The sequence below is a fragment of the Phenylobacterium sp. genome (assembly GCF_020402505.1).
Classification (GTDB): domain Bacteria; phylum Pseudomonadota; class Alphaproteobacteria; order Caulobacterales; family Caulobacteraceae; genus Phenylobacterium.
Genome location: NZ_JADBZL010000193.1, coordinates 1 through 14,679 on the forward strand (window position 1 = coordinate 1; position 14,679 = coordinate 14,679).

The 14,679-nt window shown below is 70.7% G+C and carries 14 protein-coding genes, 1 tRNA gene and 1 pseudogene; 8 read left to right on the forward strand and 8 right to left on the reverse strand.

Annotated elements, in window-relative coordinates; translation table 11 throughout:
• Window positions 1-338: pseudogene (locus IM632_RS12970) on the reverse strand (tRNA (guanosine(37)-N1)-methyltransferase TrmD); the annotation flags it as partial.
• 124 nt (window positions 339-462) lie between these two features.
• Here IM632_RS12970 and IM632_RS12975 point away from each other — a divergent pair.
• Window positions 463-1,329, forward strand: coding sequence for an acyl-CoA thioesterase II (locus tag IM632_RS12975; RefSeq protein ID WP_296482306.1), 867 nt, complete (start codon window positions 463-465; stop codon window positions 1,327-1,329).
• A 3-nt stretch (window positions 1,330-1,332) separates the two neighbouring features.
• On the opposite strand, the gene rimM is transcribed toward IM632_RS12975, so the two are convergent.
• The 4 genes from rimM to IM632_RS12995 form a co-directional block, all read right to left on the reverse strand.
• Window positions 1,333-1,836: a ribosome maturation factor RimM gene (gene rimM, locus IM632_RS12980; protein ID WP_296482309.1), complete on the reverse strand. Its 504-nt coding sequence runs from the start codon at window positions 1,834-1,836 to the stop codon at window positions 1,333-1,335.
• A gap of 45 nt (window positions 1,837-1,881) precedes the next feature.
• Entirely contained in the window at window positions 1,882-2,385 is a 504-nt protein-coding gene (gene rpsP / locus IM632_RS12985) for a 30S ribosomal protein S16 (RefSeq protein WP_296482312.1), read from the reverse strand.
• A 28-nt stretch (window positions 2,386-2,413) separates the two neighbouring features.
• Window positions 2,414-3,952 (reverse strand): signal recognition particle protein, encoded by a 1,539-nt coding sequence (gene ffh, locus IM632_RS12990; RefSeq protein ID WP_296550022.1) that lies wholly within the window; start codon window positions 3,950-3,952, stop codon window positions 2,414-2,416.
• A gap of 223 nt (window positions 3,953-4,175) precedes the next feature.
• A complete protein-coding gene (locus IM632_RS12995; protein WP_296552427.1) occupies window positions 4,176-6,299 on the reverse strand; it encodes a M3 family metallopeptidase in 2,124 nt (707 codons plus the stop codon).
• Between the two features lie 125 nt (window positions 6,300-6,424).
• Here IM632_RS12995 and IM632_RS13000 point away from each other — a divergent pair, with 125 nt between their 5' ends.
• The 3 genes from IM632_RS13000 to IM632_RS13010 are packed head-to-tail and all read left to right on the forward strand — an operon-like array spanning window position 6,425 to window position 8,357.
• Window positions 6,425-7,276, forward strand: coding sequence for an aspartate/glutamate racemase family protein (locus IM632_RS13000; protein ID WP_296482323.1), 852 nt, complete (start codon window positions 6,425-6,427; stop codon window positions 7,274-7,276).
• Between the two features lie 53 nt (window positions 7,277-7,329).
• On the forward strand, window positions 7,330-7,944 hold the full coding sequence (locus tag IM632_RS13005; protein ID WP_296522823.1) for a glutathione S-transferase N-terminal domain-containing protein: 615 nt from the start codon (window positions 7,330-7,332) through the stop codon (window positions 7,942-7,944).
• Window positions 7,941-8,357, forward strand: a complete 417-nt coding sequence (locus tag IM632_RS13010) for a DUF805 domain-containing protein (protein ID WP_296499149.1) — start codon at window positions 7,941-7,943, stop codon at window positions 8,355-8,357. The genes IM632_RS13005 and IM632_RS13010 overlap by 4 nt, the downstream gene beginning before the upstream one ends.
• On the opposite strand, the gene lipB is transcribed toward IM632_RS13010, so the two are convergent.
• On the reverse strand, window positions 8,330-9,067 hold the full coding sequence (gene lipB / locus IM632_RS13015; RefSeq protein ID WP_296499152.1) for a lipoyl(octanoyl) transferase LipB: 738 nt from the start codon (window positions 9,065-9,067) through the stop codon (window positions 8,330-8,332). The two genes, IM632_RS13010 and lipB, sit on opposite strands and share 28 nt — an antisense overlap.
• A gap of 89 nt (window positions 9,068-9,156) precedes the next feature.
• On the opposite strand from lipB, the gene IM632_RS13020 reads away from it, so the two are divergent.
• From IM632_RS13020 to IM632_RS13035, 4 genes are all read left to right on the forward strand, one after another.
• Window positions 9,157-9,411 carry a FliM/FliN family flagellar motor switch protein gene (locus IM632_RS13020; protein WP_293513185.1) on the forward strand — a complete coding sequence of 85 codons (255 nt, stop codon included), beginning with the start codon at window positions 9,157-9,159 and terminating at the stop codon, window positions 9,409-9,411.
• 53 nt (window positions 9,412-9,464) lie between these two features.
• Window positions 9,465-9,549: transfer RNA gene (locus tag IM632_RS13025), tRNA-Leu, on the forward strand.
• 65 nt (window positions 9,550-9,614) lie between these two features.
• A complete protein-coding gene (mgtE, locus tag IM632_RS13030; RefSeq protein ID WP_296480117.1) occupies window positions 9,615-11,042 on the forward strand; it encodes a magnesium transporter in 1,428 nt (475 codons plus the stop codon).
• Between the two features lie 45 nt (window positions 11,043-11,087).
• The gene (locus tag IM632_RS13035; protein ID WP_296480116.1) at window positions 11,088-12,245 is read left to right on the forward strand and encodes an isovaleryl-CoA dehydrogenase; all 1,158 of its coding nucleotides are present in this window, start codon (window positions 11,088-11,090) and stop codon (window positions 12,243-12,245) included.
• A 13-nt stretch (window positions 12,246-12,258) separates the two neighbouring features.
• On the opposite strand, the gene IM632_RS13040 is transcribed toward IM632_RS13035, so the two are convergent.
• Together IM632_RS13040 and IM632_RS13045 are read right to left on the reverse strand one after the other, a co-directional pair.
• Complete coding sequence (locus IM632_RS13040; protein WP_293516035.1) at window positions 12,259-12,933, reverse strand: O-methyltransferase; 675 nt, start codon at window positions 12,931-12,933, stop codon at window positions 12,259-12,261.
• 278 nt (window positions 12,934-13,211) lie between these two features.
• The coding region (locus tag IM632_RS13045; RefSeq protein WP_296552428.1) for a patatin-like phospholipase family protein at window positions 13,212-14,679 on the reverse strand (1,468 nt) is incomplete at its 5' end.

A 14,679-nucleotide genomic window follows, 5' to 3' on the forward strand; every position in this document is an offset into this window, starting at 1 on the left:
ATGAGTCCCGGCCCTTCGGCCCACCTACGGACACGCGCCTGAGTCAGGGGCCGACCCCTGGCGCTCATGTAGAGAAGCGGGCGACCGCGCCGCTCGACACTGTCCAGCGCCGAGGCGATGACGTCCGCCCGCATCACCTGCCCCGGTCCGCCCCCAGCGGGGGTGTCGTCGAGGAAGCCGCGCTTATCCTTGGAAAAGCCCCGGATGTCCAGCGTTTCGAGGGACCAGAGTCCCGCCTCGCGCCAGGCTGTCCCGATCAGGGAAACGCCTAGCGGCCCGGGAAAGGCCTCGGGGAACATGGTCAGGACGGTGACCTCGAAGGGTGCGGCGCGGGACATGCGGGGCTTGTGGACGAAGACGGCGGTTTTTTCGAGTCCCGGCGCGGTCCCCGGCCGCCTTGCCCCGGGGCCCCATCGCCTCTATGCCCTGCGCTTTCGCATCTGCAGCATTGATCCCAGAGCCATGTCCGAACCCGAGAACCTCGTCGACACCCTGGCGCTGGAGCGCCTGGAGGTGAACCTGTTCCGGGGCGTCTCGCCCAACGAGGGGCCGGGCCGGATCTTCGGGGGCCAGGTCATCGCCCAGTCCCTGCTCGCCGCCTACGGCACGGTGGAGGACCGGGTCTGCCACTCCCTGCACTGCTACTTCATCCGGCCGGGCGACCCGACGACTCCGATCCTCTTCGACGTCGACCGTTCCCGGGATGGCGGCAGCTTCACCACTCGCCGGGTGATCGCCGTGCAGAACGGAAAGCAGATCTTCAACCTCGCCGCCTCCTTCCAGGCGCCGGAGGAAGGCTTCGAGCACCAGGCCCCCATGCCCGCCGTGGCGGGCCCCGACGACCTGCCCAGCGAGGCGGAGGCCCTGAAGGCGGCCCTGGCCAAGATGCCGGAGGAGGCCCGGAAGTGGGCGATGCGGCCCCGGCCCATCGAGATGCGCCCGGTGGACGGCTCCAGCCTGTTCGACCGCGACCGGCCCGAGGCCCGGGAGCCCAGGAGCGAGACCTGGTTCCGCGCCCGGGCGCCGATCGGCGAGGATCCGGTCCTGCACCAGGTCATCCTGTCCTACGCCTCGGACATGAACCTGTTGTCCACCGCCATGCGGCCGCACCGTGTGCACTGGCAGACGCGCAACTTCCAGTCGGCCAGCCTCGACCACGCCATGTGGTTCCATAAGCCGGTGAACTTCAACAACTGGCACCTCTACGCCCAGGACAGCCCGAGCGCCGCAGGGGGACGGGGCTTCATCCGCGGCTCGATCTATTCGGCGGACGGGGTGCTGGTGGCGAGCGTGGCCCAGGAGGGCCTGCTGCGCCTCCGGAAGGATTGACGGCTATTCCGTCTCGGCCGGCGGGATCGCCAGGATCCGGCCCCCCGGGATGTCGACCTCGGGGACGGCCTCGCGGGTAAAGGGCAGCCAGAAGGAAGGCGCGCCCTCGGGCTTGATTTCCAGAAGATCGCCGGCCCCGAAGTCCTGGACGCCGCGCACGGCGCCGAGGACCTGGCCCTCCGCCGTCTCGACCCTCAGGCCGACCAGGTCCGCGAGATAGAATTCGTTGTCCTCGGGGGGCGGCAGGGCGTCCCGCAGGACATGCAGCTTGAGGCCCCTGAGGGCCTCGGCCTGCTCGCGGGTCTCGACGCCCGAGGCGCGGGCCACGAGGCCGCCCTTGACCGGCCTGGCCGAGGAGAGCAACGGCGCCGGCGACCCGTCGGCGCGGCGCAGGTCCGTGAAGCCCGCCAGGGTGACGGGGTCGGCGGTGAAGCTGGTCACGCGCACCTCGCCCCGGACGCCGAAGGCGCCGGCGATGCGTCCTACGAGGATCAGTCGATCCGGCATGACAGACCCATCACGGGCCCGGCGCAGGACGCCGGGCCGTCAGGTTCAGCCTTCCTTGGCCTCTTCGGCCGGAGCCTCTTCGGCTGAAGCTTCGGCGGCGGGGGCTTCCTCGGCCGGGGCTTCGGCGGCGGGCGCCTCATCGGCGACAGCCTCGGGCTCAGGTTCGGGAGCGGGCGGCGGCGCGGCGGCGGCGGCTTCGGCGGCGGCGGCGAGATCGGCGGCCTTCTGGGCCTTTTCCTCGGCGCGCTCCCTGGCCTTGCGGCCCGGCTCGCCCTTCTGGGGGTTGTTGCCGGCCTGCCAGGCGACCAGGCCCTCGGCGGCCAGGAAGCGGGCGACACGGTCAGAGGGCTGGGCGCCCTTGGCGACCCACTCGCGGATGCGCTCGACCTTCAGGGTCACTCGGGCGGGGTCGTCCTTCTTCAGGAGGGGGTTGTAGGCGCCCACCTTCTCGATAAAGCGACCGTCGCGGGGCGAGTGGCTGTCGGCGACGACGATGGAATAGAAGGGGCGCTTCTTTGCGCCGCCGCGGGCGAGACGAATCCTGAGCATGGCTTTTCCTTGGGGTTCGAGTGTCTGACTAGGATTTCTTGAAGGGGTTGAAGCCCGGCGGCAGGCTGCCGCCGAGGCCAGGAAGTTTCATGCCGCCCGGAAGGCTCCCGGGAAGGCCGCCGCCCGGCAGCTTGTCCGCCAGCTTGGCCAGCTCGTCGAGCTGGGCGGCGTCCGCGGTCGGGACCTTGCCGCCGCCAAGGGCCTTGAGCCGGTCCACGCCGCCCCCGCCGCCCAGCATGCCGGCCATGCGGGCGAATCCCTTGCCGCCGTCGCGGCTCATCATCTTGAAAGCGTCGGCCATCTGGCGGTGCTGCTTGAGCAGGCGGTTGACCTCGGCCACCTCCACCCCGGCGCCGGCGGCGATCCGCCGCTTGCGGGAGGCCTGGAGGATGTCGGGCTTGCGGCGCTCGGCCTTGGTCATGGACGAGATGATCGCCGACTGCCGGTCGAGGGCCTTGTCGGAGATGTTGGCCTCGGCGATCTGCTTCTTGACCTTCTGGACCCCGGGCAGGAGGCCCATCAGGCCTTCCATGCCGCCCATCCGCTTCATCTGGGCCAGCTGGTCGGCCATCATGTCGAGGTCGAACTGGCCCTTGGCCAGCCGCCGGGCCATGGCCTCGGCCTTGGCCGTATCGAGGTCCTGGGCGGCCTTCTCCACGAGGGCGACGATGTCGCCCTGGCCAAGGATGCGCCCGGCCACCCGGGCGGCGTCGAAGACGTCGAGGCCGTCGATCTTCTCGGAGACGCCGAGGAACTTGATCGGCAGGCCGGTGACCGCCCGCATGGACAGGGCCGCGCCGCCGCGCCCGTCACCGTCGGCCCGGGTCAGCACCAGGCCGGTGAGGGGAAGGCGTTCATGGAAGGCCCGGGCGGTGCGGACCGCGTCCTGGCCGGTGAGGCTGTCGGCGACGAGCAGGGTCTCGTGCGGCTGGGCGATGGCGGCGATCTCGGCCGCCTCGGCCATCATGGCTTCGTCCAGGGTGGTCCGGCCGGCGGTGTCGAGGATGACGACGTCGAAGCCCTGGAGCCTGGACGCCGATAAGGCCCTGCGCGCAATGTCGGGCGCGGACTGGCCGGCGACGATCGGCAGGCTGTCGACGCCGGCCTGGGTCGCGAGGGTCGCCAGCTGCTCCATGGCCGCCGGGCGGCGGGTGTCCAGGGACGCCAGCAGGACCTTCTTGCGCTCGCGCGACAGGCGCAGGGCCAGCTTGGCGGCGGTGGTGGTCTTGCCCGAGCCCTGAAGGCCCGCCATCAGGATGACGGTCGGCGGGTTGAGGCTGAGGTTCAGGCCCTCGGCGCCCTCTCCGCCCAGCATCTCCACCAGGCCGTCATAGGTGATCTTGACCACCTGGTCGGCCGGGCGGACCGAGCGGATGACCGCCTCGCCCATGGCCTGTTCCCGCGCCTTGGCGATAAAGTCGCGGACCACGGGCAGGGCGACGTCGGCGTCGAGGAGGGCGGTGCGCACCTCCTTCAGCGCCTCGTCGATGTCCTTCTCGGACAGGACGCCGCGACCGGAGAGCCGGTCGAAGACGGAAGAGAGACGGTCTGTCAGGGCGTCGAACATGTCGATCTCCGCGAGAGCGCTCCAGGGGTCAAAACGACCCGGCCCAAACGCGACTGACCCCCGTGGACGATCACGTCGACGGGGGGCCTCGCCGCCCTCGTCCCGCCCGGAAGCGGGGGTCGTGGCGGTGGAGGGCGCAATCGCACTGCGCCGGAGGAGGCGGCGGAATGCGCCCCGGAGCCCGGAAAGTCAAGGCCGCAGGGGCGCAGGAAGCCGTCGCGGGTCAGGTCGTCGGGAAGCCCTTGTCCCGGAGGTAGGCCTTCACGTCCGGCTCCCGGCCGCGGAAGTTGCGGTACTGCTGGGCCGGGTCGAGGGTGTTGCCGACGCTCATTACCGTGTCCTGGAGCCGCCTGGCCAAAGCCTTGTCATAGGGTCCGCCCGCCTCGGTGAAGGCCTCGAAGGCGTCCAGTGCGATGACCTCGCTCCACAGATAGCTGTAGTAGCCCGCCGAGTAGCCGTCTCCGGAGAAGATGTGCTGGAACTGGGGCGTCCGGTGCCGCATGGGCAGCTCCCGGGGCATGCCCAGTTTCGCCAGTTCGTCCTTCTCGAAGGCGCGGGGATCGATGTCGGCGTCCCCGGCCAGGTGCAGCTTCATGTCGATGAGGGCCGAGGACAGGTACTCGGTGACCTCGAATCCCTGGCGGAAGGTGGAGGCCCTCTCGATCCGTGCGGCCAGCTCGGCGGGCATGGGCTTGCCGGTCCTGTGGTGCAGGGCGAAGCGGTTGAGCACCTCCGGGGTCGGCAGCCAGTGCTCGAGCACTTGGGAGGGGAACTCCACGTAGTCCCGCGGCACATTGGTTCCCGACAGGGAGGGATAGGTCACGGCGGAGCAGAGGCCGTGAAGGGCGTGGCCGAACTCGTGGAACAGGGTGTTGGCGTCATCCCAGGAGATCAGGACGGGTTCGCCCGGGGCGCCCTTCACGAAGTTGGAGTTGTTCGAGACGATGGTGGTGACCCGGCCCCCGTAGGTGCGCTGGTCGCGGTAGGAATTCATCCAGGCGCCGGAGCGCTTGCCCGGGCGGGCGTAGGGATCGAAGTACCAGAGCCCCACGTGCTCGCCGCCGCGGCCCTTGACCTCCCAGATGCGGATGTCCGGGTGCGCCACCGGCAGGCCCTTCACCTCCTCGAAGGCGAAGCCGAACAGCTGGCCGGCGGCCCAGAACATGCCCTCGCGGAGATTTTCGAGCTGCATGTAGCCCTTCACCTCGTTCATATCGAGGTCGTACTTCGCCGCCCGCACCTTTTCGGCGTAGTAGCGGTAGTCCCAGGGCTCGATCTTCACGCCCAGCTTCTCGGTATCGGCCAGGACCTGCATCTCGGCCACTTCCTCGCGGACGCGGGCGATGGCCGCCGGCCAGACGCGCGTCATCAGCTCCATGGCCTTCTCGGGCGAGCCGGCCATGGAATCGGCAAGGCGCCAGTGCGCGTGGGTGGCGTAGCCCAAAAGCTTGGCCCGTTCGGCCCGCAGTTTCAGGATCTGCCGGATCAGGCCGTTATTGTCCTTCGCATCGCCGTTGTCCCCCCGGCTGTAAAAGGTGCGCCAGACCTTCTCGCGCAGGTCCCGGCGGGCCGAATAGGTCAGGAAGGGGTCCATGGACGAGCGGGTGTTGAGGATGGCCCATTCGCCCTTGCGGCCCCGGGCCTCCGCGGCGCTGGCGGCGGCGGCCCGCACATCGTCCGGCAGACCGGTCAGCTCGGCCTCACTTTTCAGGTAGAGGACGTAGTCGGTTTCGTCGGCCAGCAGGTTCTGGCTGAATCGGGTGAAGAGTCCCGCCAGCTCCTGGTTGATCGCCGCCACGCGCGCCTTTTGCGGCCCCGTCAGCCGGGCGCCGGCGCGTACGAAGCGGGTGTGATGGAGCCACATCAGCCGCCGCTGCTCAGGGGTCAGGCCGGCGTGGTCGCCCCGGGTGTAAACCTCGTCGATGCGACGGAAGAGCGCGGCGTTCTGGAGGATGGCGTCCTGGTGGGCGGCCAGCAGGGGCTCTACGGCCTCCTCGACCTTCTGGACGTCGGGGCTGGCCAGGGTGTTGGTCCATATGAAGTAGTAGGTCAGGACCCGGGACGTCATCTGGCCGGTGAGCTCGAGCGCCTCGATGGTGTTGGCGAAGGTCGGCGGCGCCTTGTTTCGGGCGATGGCGTCGATCTCGGCCCGCTCGGCCGCCAGGGCCAGCTCGATGGCGCCTTGGAAGTCCGCCACCTTGACCTTGTCGAAGGCCGGGACCCCCCCGAAGGGCCCCGTCCAGGGCTGGGTCAGGGGGTTGGCCGACACCGCAGCGAGGGCCGGCGGTGACAGGGCCTGGGTTGCAGCGAGGGCGCCGGAGGCGGCGAGGAAGGTACGACGCTTCATGGGGACTCCGTCTGGCGAGGCGACGGGCCTGAAATAGCCCTGTCCGGGCGCGCCGTCACCTGACAGGTGCGTCATGTGCGAAAAGGGCCTCTGGTGCGGCGGCGGGACGCGCGCTAGTCCGGGGCATGGCGATCGGCGTCTTTGATTCCGGGATTGGCGGCCTCAGCGTGCACCGCAGGCTGGTGGAGCGCTTTCCGCAGGCCGACTTCGTCTACCTGGCGGACCAGGCCAACACCCCCTACGGCGGACGTTCCGGCGAGGAGATCGTCGACCTGACCCGGGCCGGCAGCGAGCGCTTGTTCGCGGAGGGCTGCGACCTCGTCATCCTGGCCTGCAACACCGCCTCGGCCATCGCCCTGCGCCGCCTGCAGCAGACCTGGCTGCCGGGGGTGTGCGACGGCCGGGGGCGGCCGACCAACGTGCTGGGCATCATCGTGCCGACCATCGAGGCGGCCACCGGCCTCCCTTGGGAACATGAAGCCGAGCGGCGCGGCGAAAAGGTCGAGAAGCTGGATGTCCTGGCCGTCTTCGCCACCCCGGCTACGGCGGCGTCCCGAGTCTACGAGATCGAGATCGATAAGCGCCGGCAGGACGTGGCGGTCTTTGTAGAGCCCTGCCCGGAGCTGGCCGGTCAGATCGAGGCCGGGGCGCCCCGCGCCGTTCTGGAGGCCGCCGTCGCCGGCCATGTCGCCAACGTCACCCGCCGGATCGGTCGCGCGCCCGACCGGGCCATACTGGGCTGCACCCACTACGAGATCATCTCGGACGTCTTCCGGGCGGCCCTCAAGCCCGGAACGCCCCTGGTCCACCAGCCGGACGCCACCGCCGAGGCCCTCGCCGCCTACCTGGAGCGGCGCCCGGAATACCAGCCCGGCGACTCGGGACGGCGGATCTTCCTGACCACCGGCGCGCCGGGTCTGCAGCATGACCTGGCCGAGGCCTTCTGGGGCGCGCCCCTGCGGTTCGATCCGGCCTGATCCGGCGCAATTGGCCCTACCCTAAGGCCGGAGGGCGCGGCAAGATGCGGCCCATGAAGCTGCTCCTGTCCCCCGCCTCGCCCTATGCCCGCAAGGTCTGGCTGGCCGCCGCCGAGCTCGGCCTGCAAGACCGCATCGAGGTGGCGAACGCCTCCGCCTCGCCGGTCGCCGACAATCCCGAGCTGTCGGCCCTCAACCCGCTGGGCAAGATCCCGGTCCTGATCCGCGAGGACGGCCCGGCCCTCTACGACAGCCGGGTCATTGTCGACTACATGGACGGCCTGACCCCGCGCCGGCTCTGCCCGGCGGAGGGGGAGGCGCGCTGGCGGGTCCAGACCCTGCACGCCGCCGCCGACGGCCTGCTCGACGCCGCCCTGCTGGCCCGCTACGAGGAGGCCCTGCGACCTGAGCCTCTGCGCTGGGCCGACTGGCGCCGGGGTCAGGGCGAAAAGATCCGACGGGTCCTCGACCTCTTTGAGGCCACCGACCTGAAGGCCGGAGACGACGCCCGGATCTGCGACATCGCGGCGGCCTGCGCCCTGGGGTATCTCGACTTCCGCTTCGCCGCCGAACCCTGGCGGGACGGCCGTCCGCGGCTGGCCGCCTTCTTCGAGGCCTTCACCCGCCGCCCGGCCTGGGCGCAAAGCGACCCGGCGCGGACCTCGTGAGCGACCCGACCCTTCCCTCTGACGGGCGTGAAACCTTCGCGGCCCGCTTCCTCAGCGCCGAGGGGCGGCTGGGGCGGCGGGGTTTCCTGGGCTCGGCCCTGGTCCTGCTGGCGGTCGCGGTCGTCTACGACGCGGTCTCCGCCGGACCCCTCCAGTGGATCACGGGATGGCTGGTCTGGCCCCTGCTGGTCTGGATCGGCGCCTGCCTGCTGGCCCGCCGGCTGCACGACCGGGGCCGGAACGGCTGGATTGCAGCAGTCATCCTGGCGGCCCTGGTGGCGGTCTGGCCCCAGCCCTCGGGCTTCCTCGACTTCCCCTTCGTGATCGTCCTGATCTGGGCGGCGGTGGAGCTGGGCGTCCTGACCGGCGAGCCGGGGGTGAACCGCTATGGCCCGCCGACCGCCGGGGGCTGAGCGGGCTCGATCTCTCCGAACACCTCCCGGAAGGCGGCGCGAAGGGCCTCGTCGGCATCCTCCATGGAGCAGGTCAGGCCGAGGTCGGCCAGGCTGGTCACTCCGTGCTCGGTCTGGCCGCAGGGGACGATCCCCGAGAAGTGCGACAGGTCCGGCTCCACGTTCAGCGAGATTCCATGGAAGGAGACCCACCGGCGCACCTTGACCCCGATGGCGGCGATCTTGTCCTCCCGGGGCGGGGCGCCGGGGCTACGGCGCTCGACCCAGACGCCGACCCGGCCTTCGCGCACCGCGCCGTCCACGGCCAGGCGGGACAGGGCGGCGAGGATCCAGGCCTCCAGGGCGGCGACGAAGGCGCGGATGTCCTGCCGCCGGGCCGACAGGTCCAGCATGACGTAGGCCACCCTCTGGCCGGGGCCGTGATAGGTGAACTGGCCGCCGCGGCTGGTGCGGAAGACCGGGAACCGGTCGGGGTCGAGGAGGTCGGCGTCCCGCGCCGAGACCCCCGCCGTGTAGAGGGACGGATGCTCCAGCAGCCAGACCAGCTCCCCGGCCTCGCCCCGGGCGATCGCCCCGGCCCGGGCCTCCATGGCCGCCACCGCCTCGGCGTAGTCGACCTGGCCCGCCGAGACCGCCCAGCCGCAGGCCGCGCCATCCACGCGCCCGAAGACTGGCGCTGCGTCGGCAGGATTTAACGTCCGGTCAATCATGTTGGCGTCAGTCTGGTGGCGGTTGAGTCGCCGCGCAACCGCGACCGGCTCCTTTAGCGTCTCAAGCGTCTGTAGCGAGGGGTCCCGCCTTGGGCCAGATCAACGCCGTCAATGTCGACATCGCCGTAGTTCTGGGCCGGTCCAACCTGCCCATGGCCCAACTGCTCCGCATGGGCCGCGGTGCGGTGATTCCGCTGGACGCCGGCGTCAATGACGAGGTCTGGATCCTGGCCAACAACCACCCGGTCGCCCGGGGGGAAATCCAGATCAGCGATGACCGGATCGCCATCACCGTGACCCGGGCGGCGAACGTCTATGACTTCATGGCCGGCGGCAATTCCTGATCGGGCGGCTTCACAAAGCCCTCCGGCTTTGATACGGCCCCCGCTCACCACGAGCGGTCGTGGCGGAATTGGTAGACGCGCAGCGTTGAGGTCGCTGTGGGGCAACCCGTGGAAGTTCGAGTCTTCTCGACCGCACCAGTGAGCCAGAGAGTCCGGGGACAGGGTCCGATCAGTCACGCATAGCGCCGGGAGGGCAGGTCCGCATGAGCCGCGACGCTGAACATCCCCTGCGTGACGACCTTGTGGCGACCGAAGCCGCCGAGGACCTCGAGGACCTCGCCCTCGGCGACGACTACGCCCTCAATCCCGACTTCGTCGCCCTGGTGGTGGACGCCGCCGACCGCGGCGACGCCGAGCGCCTGCGCGAGCTGCTGGCCGCCCTCCACCCCGCCGACGTCGCCGACTTGATGGGCTTCCTCTCGGCCTCGGACCGCGAGGAGGTGATGGCCCACCTCGACCCCGAGGCCCTGGCCGAGATTCTCGCCGAGATCGAACCGGAGATCCGCGAGGACCTTCTGGAGCGCATGCCCTCGGCCACCCTGGTGCGGGCCCTCGGCGAGATGGACTCCGACGACGCCGTCGACCTGATGGAGGACCTGGAGGCCGACAAGCGCGCCCAGGTCCTGGCCGCCCTGCCGGACGTCGACCGGGCGGCCATCGAGACCTCGCTCGCCTACGAGGACGAAACCGCCGGCCGCCTGATGCAGCGCGAGGTCGCCTCCGCCCCCCAGTTCTGGACCGTCGGCCAGGCCCTCGACCACTTCCTGAAGGCCGGCGACGAGATGCCGGAGCTGTTCTTCGACGTCTATGTGGTGGACCCCTCGCACCGGCCCCTGGGCGGGGTGCCGGTCAGCCGCCTGCTCCGCCACGATCGCGACACCCCCCTGGCGCGGATCATGGAGCCCCTGACGGAGATCCCCGTCGGGATGGACCAGGAAGAAGCGGCCTACATCTTCAACAAGTACCACCTGATCTCGGCCCCGGTGGTGGAGCCCGGCGGGCGGCTGGTGGGCCAGCTGACGGTGGACGACATTGTCGGCGTCATCCGGGAAGAGGGCGAGGAGGACATCCTGGCCCTGGCCGGCGTGTCCGACGTGGGGCGCGACGCCAGCCTGGCGGGCGCCGTGCGCTCGCGCCTGCCCTGGCTGGTGCTGAACCTCGGGACGGCGGCGGTGGCCTCCAGCGTGATCGGCGCCTTCCAGGGGGCCATCGCCCAGGTGATCGCCCTGGCCATCCTCATGCCCATCGTCTCGTCCCTCGGGGGCAACGCCGGCACCCAGACCCTGGCGGTGGCGGTGCGCGCCCTGTCGAGCCGTGAGCTGAACGCCGCCAACTCCGCCCGGATCATCCTGCGGGAGGTGATGGCCGGCCTCCTCAACGGATCGGTGCTGGCGGTCCTGATGGCGGCGGCCGTCCTGGCCCTCTTCCAGGACCCGCGACTCGCGGTGACGGTGGGCCTTGCGATTGTCGCCAACTTCTTCGTCGCCGCCCTGGCGGGGATCCTTGCGCCCATCATCCTGGACCGGCTGGGCCGGGACCCGGCGGTTTCGTCCTCGGTGCTGGTGACCTTCGCCACCGACTTCATGGGGTTCCTGGCCCTGCTGGGCATAGCCAGCCTGATCCTTCTCTGACGGCCCGCCTCGCCCCCTGCGGACCTGCGTGGTAATCCACCGGCCATGAGCCAGCCGACCTTCGACTTCGCCCTGGGCGAGACCGCCGACGCCCTGCGCGCCTCGGTCGCCCGCTTCGCCGCCGAGCGCATCGCCCCGCGCGCCGCTTCCATCGACCGCGACAACGCCTTCCCCCGGGACCTCTGGCCGGAGATGGGCGCGCTCGGCCTCCTGGGAATCACGGTGGAGGAAGAGGATGGCGGGGCGGGCCTGGGCTATCTCGAGCACGTGGTGGCCATGGAGGAGATCTCCCGGGCGTCGGCATCGGTGGGCCTGTCCTACGGCGCCCATTCCAACCTCTGCGTGAACCAGATCCGCCGCTGGGGGACGCCGGCCCAGAAGGCCCGCCATCTGCCCCGCCTGATCTCGGGCGAGCATGTGGGCGCCCTGGCCATGAGCGAGGCGGGGTCGGGCTCGGACGTCGTCTCCATGCGCCTGCGGGCCGAGCGGCGGGGCGATCGCTATGTGCTCAACGGGACCAAGTTCTGGATCACCAACGGCCCCCACGCCGATGTCCTGGTGGTCTATGCCCGCACCGAGCCGGACGCCGGCCCCCGGGGCATCACCGCCTTCCTGGTGGAGCGCGGCATGGCCGGCTTCTCCACCAGCCCCAAGCTGGACAAGATGGGCATGCGCGGCTCGGACACGGCTGAACTGGTCTTCCAGGACTGCGAGGTGCCGGACGAGAATGTCATGGGCCCCGTCAATGGCGGCGTCGGCGTGCTGATGAGCGGCCTGGACTATGAGCGGGCCGTCCTGGCCGCCGGGCCCCTGGGAATCATGCAGGCCTGCCTGGACCTCGTCCTGCCCTATGTGCGGGAGCGGAAACAGTTCGGCCAGGCCATCGGCGCCTTCCAGCTCATGCAGGCCAAGGTGGCGGACATGTACGTGGCCCTGAACTCGGCCCGGGCCTATGTCTACGCTGTGGCGCGGGCCTGCGATGCGGGCCTGGCCACCCGCCACGACGCGGCGGGCGCCATCCTCCTGGCCTCGGAGAACGCCGTGAAGGTCGCCATGGAGGCCATCCAGGCCCTGGGCGGCGCCGGCTACACCCGCGACTTCCCCGCCGAGCGCCTCTTGCGCGACGCCAAGCTCTACGACATCGGCGCCGGCACCAACGAGATCCGCCGCTACCTGATCGGCCGCGAGCTGATCGGGGCCTGAGGGTCGCGCCGGGCTATGGCTCGACGACGGATAGGGTCATGCCGTCCCACCCTTTCTCGCCGACTGTCTGCAGGGCGGTGGAGAACAGGCGGGGCTCACGGCCGAGGGTCTCGGTGAAGGTCCGGACTCCGCGCACACGATCGTCGTCGGAGTTCGCGTCCAGAACCGCACCGCTGCGAACCACATTGTCGCCAATGATAAGACCGCCGGGCCGGGTCAGCTTCAGCGCCCAGTCCAGATAGGCCGGGTTGTTCGGCTTGTCGGCGTCGATGAACACCAGGTCGAAGGCGGGGCCGCCTTCCCGGGCCAGGCGGGCGAGGGTGTCGAGTGCGGGGCCGACGCAGATCTCCACCCGGTCGCCAAGCCCGGCCTGGTCCAGGTTCCGCCGCGCAAGGGCGGCGTAGTCCGGCGAGGCCTCCAGCGAAATCACCCGGCCTTCGGGTGGAAGGGCCTCAGCCATCCAGCTGGCCGAGACGCCGCCGAGGGTTCCGATCTCCAGGATCCGGCGCGCGCCGATGGCCTTGACCAGGAGGGAGAGAAACCGGCCCTGCAGGGGCGAAACATCGTGGGGGGGAAGGCCTGCCGCGGTGTTCACCTTCCGCATCCGGGCTCTGAGGGGATCCGTTCCAACGAGCGCGTCGACGAAGTAGGCGTCCACTGACACCCAATCCTGGCCTTCAGCCGTCATGTCCGGTCCTCCGTGTCATCTCGGGGGCGCCGTCCACTCCGGGGCGCCGGAACGAAACGGGCGGCCCGGTTTCCCGAGCCGCCCTGCACCGATCGTGGAAGTCGAAGCTTCGCACAAAGGCGATGGGAGATTGCTACCGCGCAAGCGCGGAGGTCATCAATCCAGCAGCGACTTCCGAGTGATAACGGTGAGACACTGGATCACCTCCTTTCAATGGTTGGCCAAGGACTCAAGACTGCGCCTGCTTCGCCCGTCCTGACAAGACGGGCCGCGTCACGTCAGGGTGATGCGGCGGGGGTCTGCAAAGGACGGCGGCGCAGGTCCTCCAGGGGTCCGGGGATCCGGTCCAGGGAGGCGAGAGCGGCCGTGTAGCCTGCCGCCACGGCGGGCTCGTAGGCGCTCCAGTCCCGGATCTCGACACCGGCCAGCTCGGGCAGGATCAGGACGTCGGCCCCCTCCCGGGCGGCGACCACGTCGCGGCCGGAAGAGACGGTGGCGGCGCGGATCAGCAGTGAGACGATGGGCGGGCCCTTGCGCCACTGGCCCGAGAGGATCCAGCGCAGCAGGGAGCGCGGCCGGACGATGTCGGCGGCGGTGATGGACAGGCCCCGACTGACGTCGACCCCGATGATGGGCCCTGACAGGCCGCCGCGCATGACGTCCACGGGCAGGTTCTTGAGCACCGCGCCGTCCACCAGGACGTTCTGGCCCTGGGTGGCCGGGGGCAGGAGGCCGGGCAGGGAGATGGAGGCGCGCAGGGCGGCCCGCACCAGACCCCGCCTGTGTACCTGGTGCGCGCCGGTCGTCAGGTTGGAGGAGACGCAGAAGCAGGGCCGCCAGAGGTCGGCGAACTGGACGTCGCCGAAGTGCTCCTCGAGCCGGCGGGCGACCTTCTCGCCCCGGGTCATGGCCAGCATGGGAAAGGCGATGTCATCGAGGGGGCTGGAGGCGACGAAGGCCCGGCGGATGCGCTGTTCGAGCTCGTCCAGCTCCCAGCCGAGGGCCAGGCCCGCGGCGATCACCGCCCCCATGGAGGCGCCGCCCACATGGTCGATGGGCACGCCGCGCTCGACCAGGGCGCGGATCACGCCGATGTGGGCGTAGGCCCGGGCCCCGCCTCCGGAGAGGACGAGGCCCACCGCCCGGCCGGTGAGACGCCGCACCAGGCGCGCCAGGTCCCCGGGGTCGCCCCGCCGCAGGTGGGTCAGGCCCACCGCGCCGGTCGCGCTCATCCAGGCCTCGGCGCCGCGCGGCCGGCGGATGCCCGCCGGCTGGACCAGGACGAGCTCGGCGCCCACGCCCAGGGCGGCGGGGGTGTGGGCCGCCGCGCCCGGCGGAGGCGGATAATCGCCCCGGCCCACACGGAAGAGGCGATCCACCTGGCGGGCGATCTTGGCGGCCCAGCCGGCCTCGCCGTGGCCAGCGACATAGAGGGCGTAGTCGACCGAATGCTCCAGGTTGGAGAACCAGGAGGTCTCCTGATCCTCGGCCTCGGAACCGGCGACCGCGGCGCTGAAGCCGGCGGCCCGGATGCCATCCGCCAGGTGCTCGATGAAGCCCCTCAAGTCCTCGATGGGGCCCTGGGCGACAAAGCCGAAGACCGTCGGCTCCACGAGGGCCGTGGCGCGCCCGGCGTCCCGGGCGCGTCCGACCATCAGGCGCGCCAGGTCGGTCATGATGTCGGGGTCTGTTTCGCAGGCGGCGAAGAAGGCCTCCCTTTCCAGGGACACGACCTCGGAGTCCCGC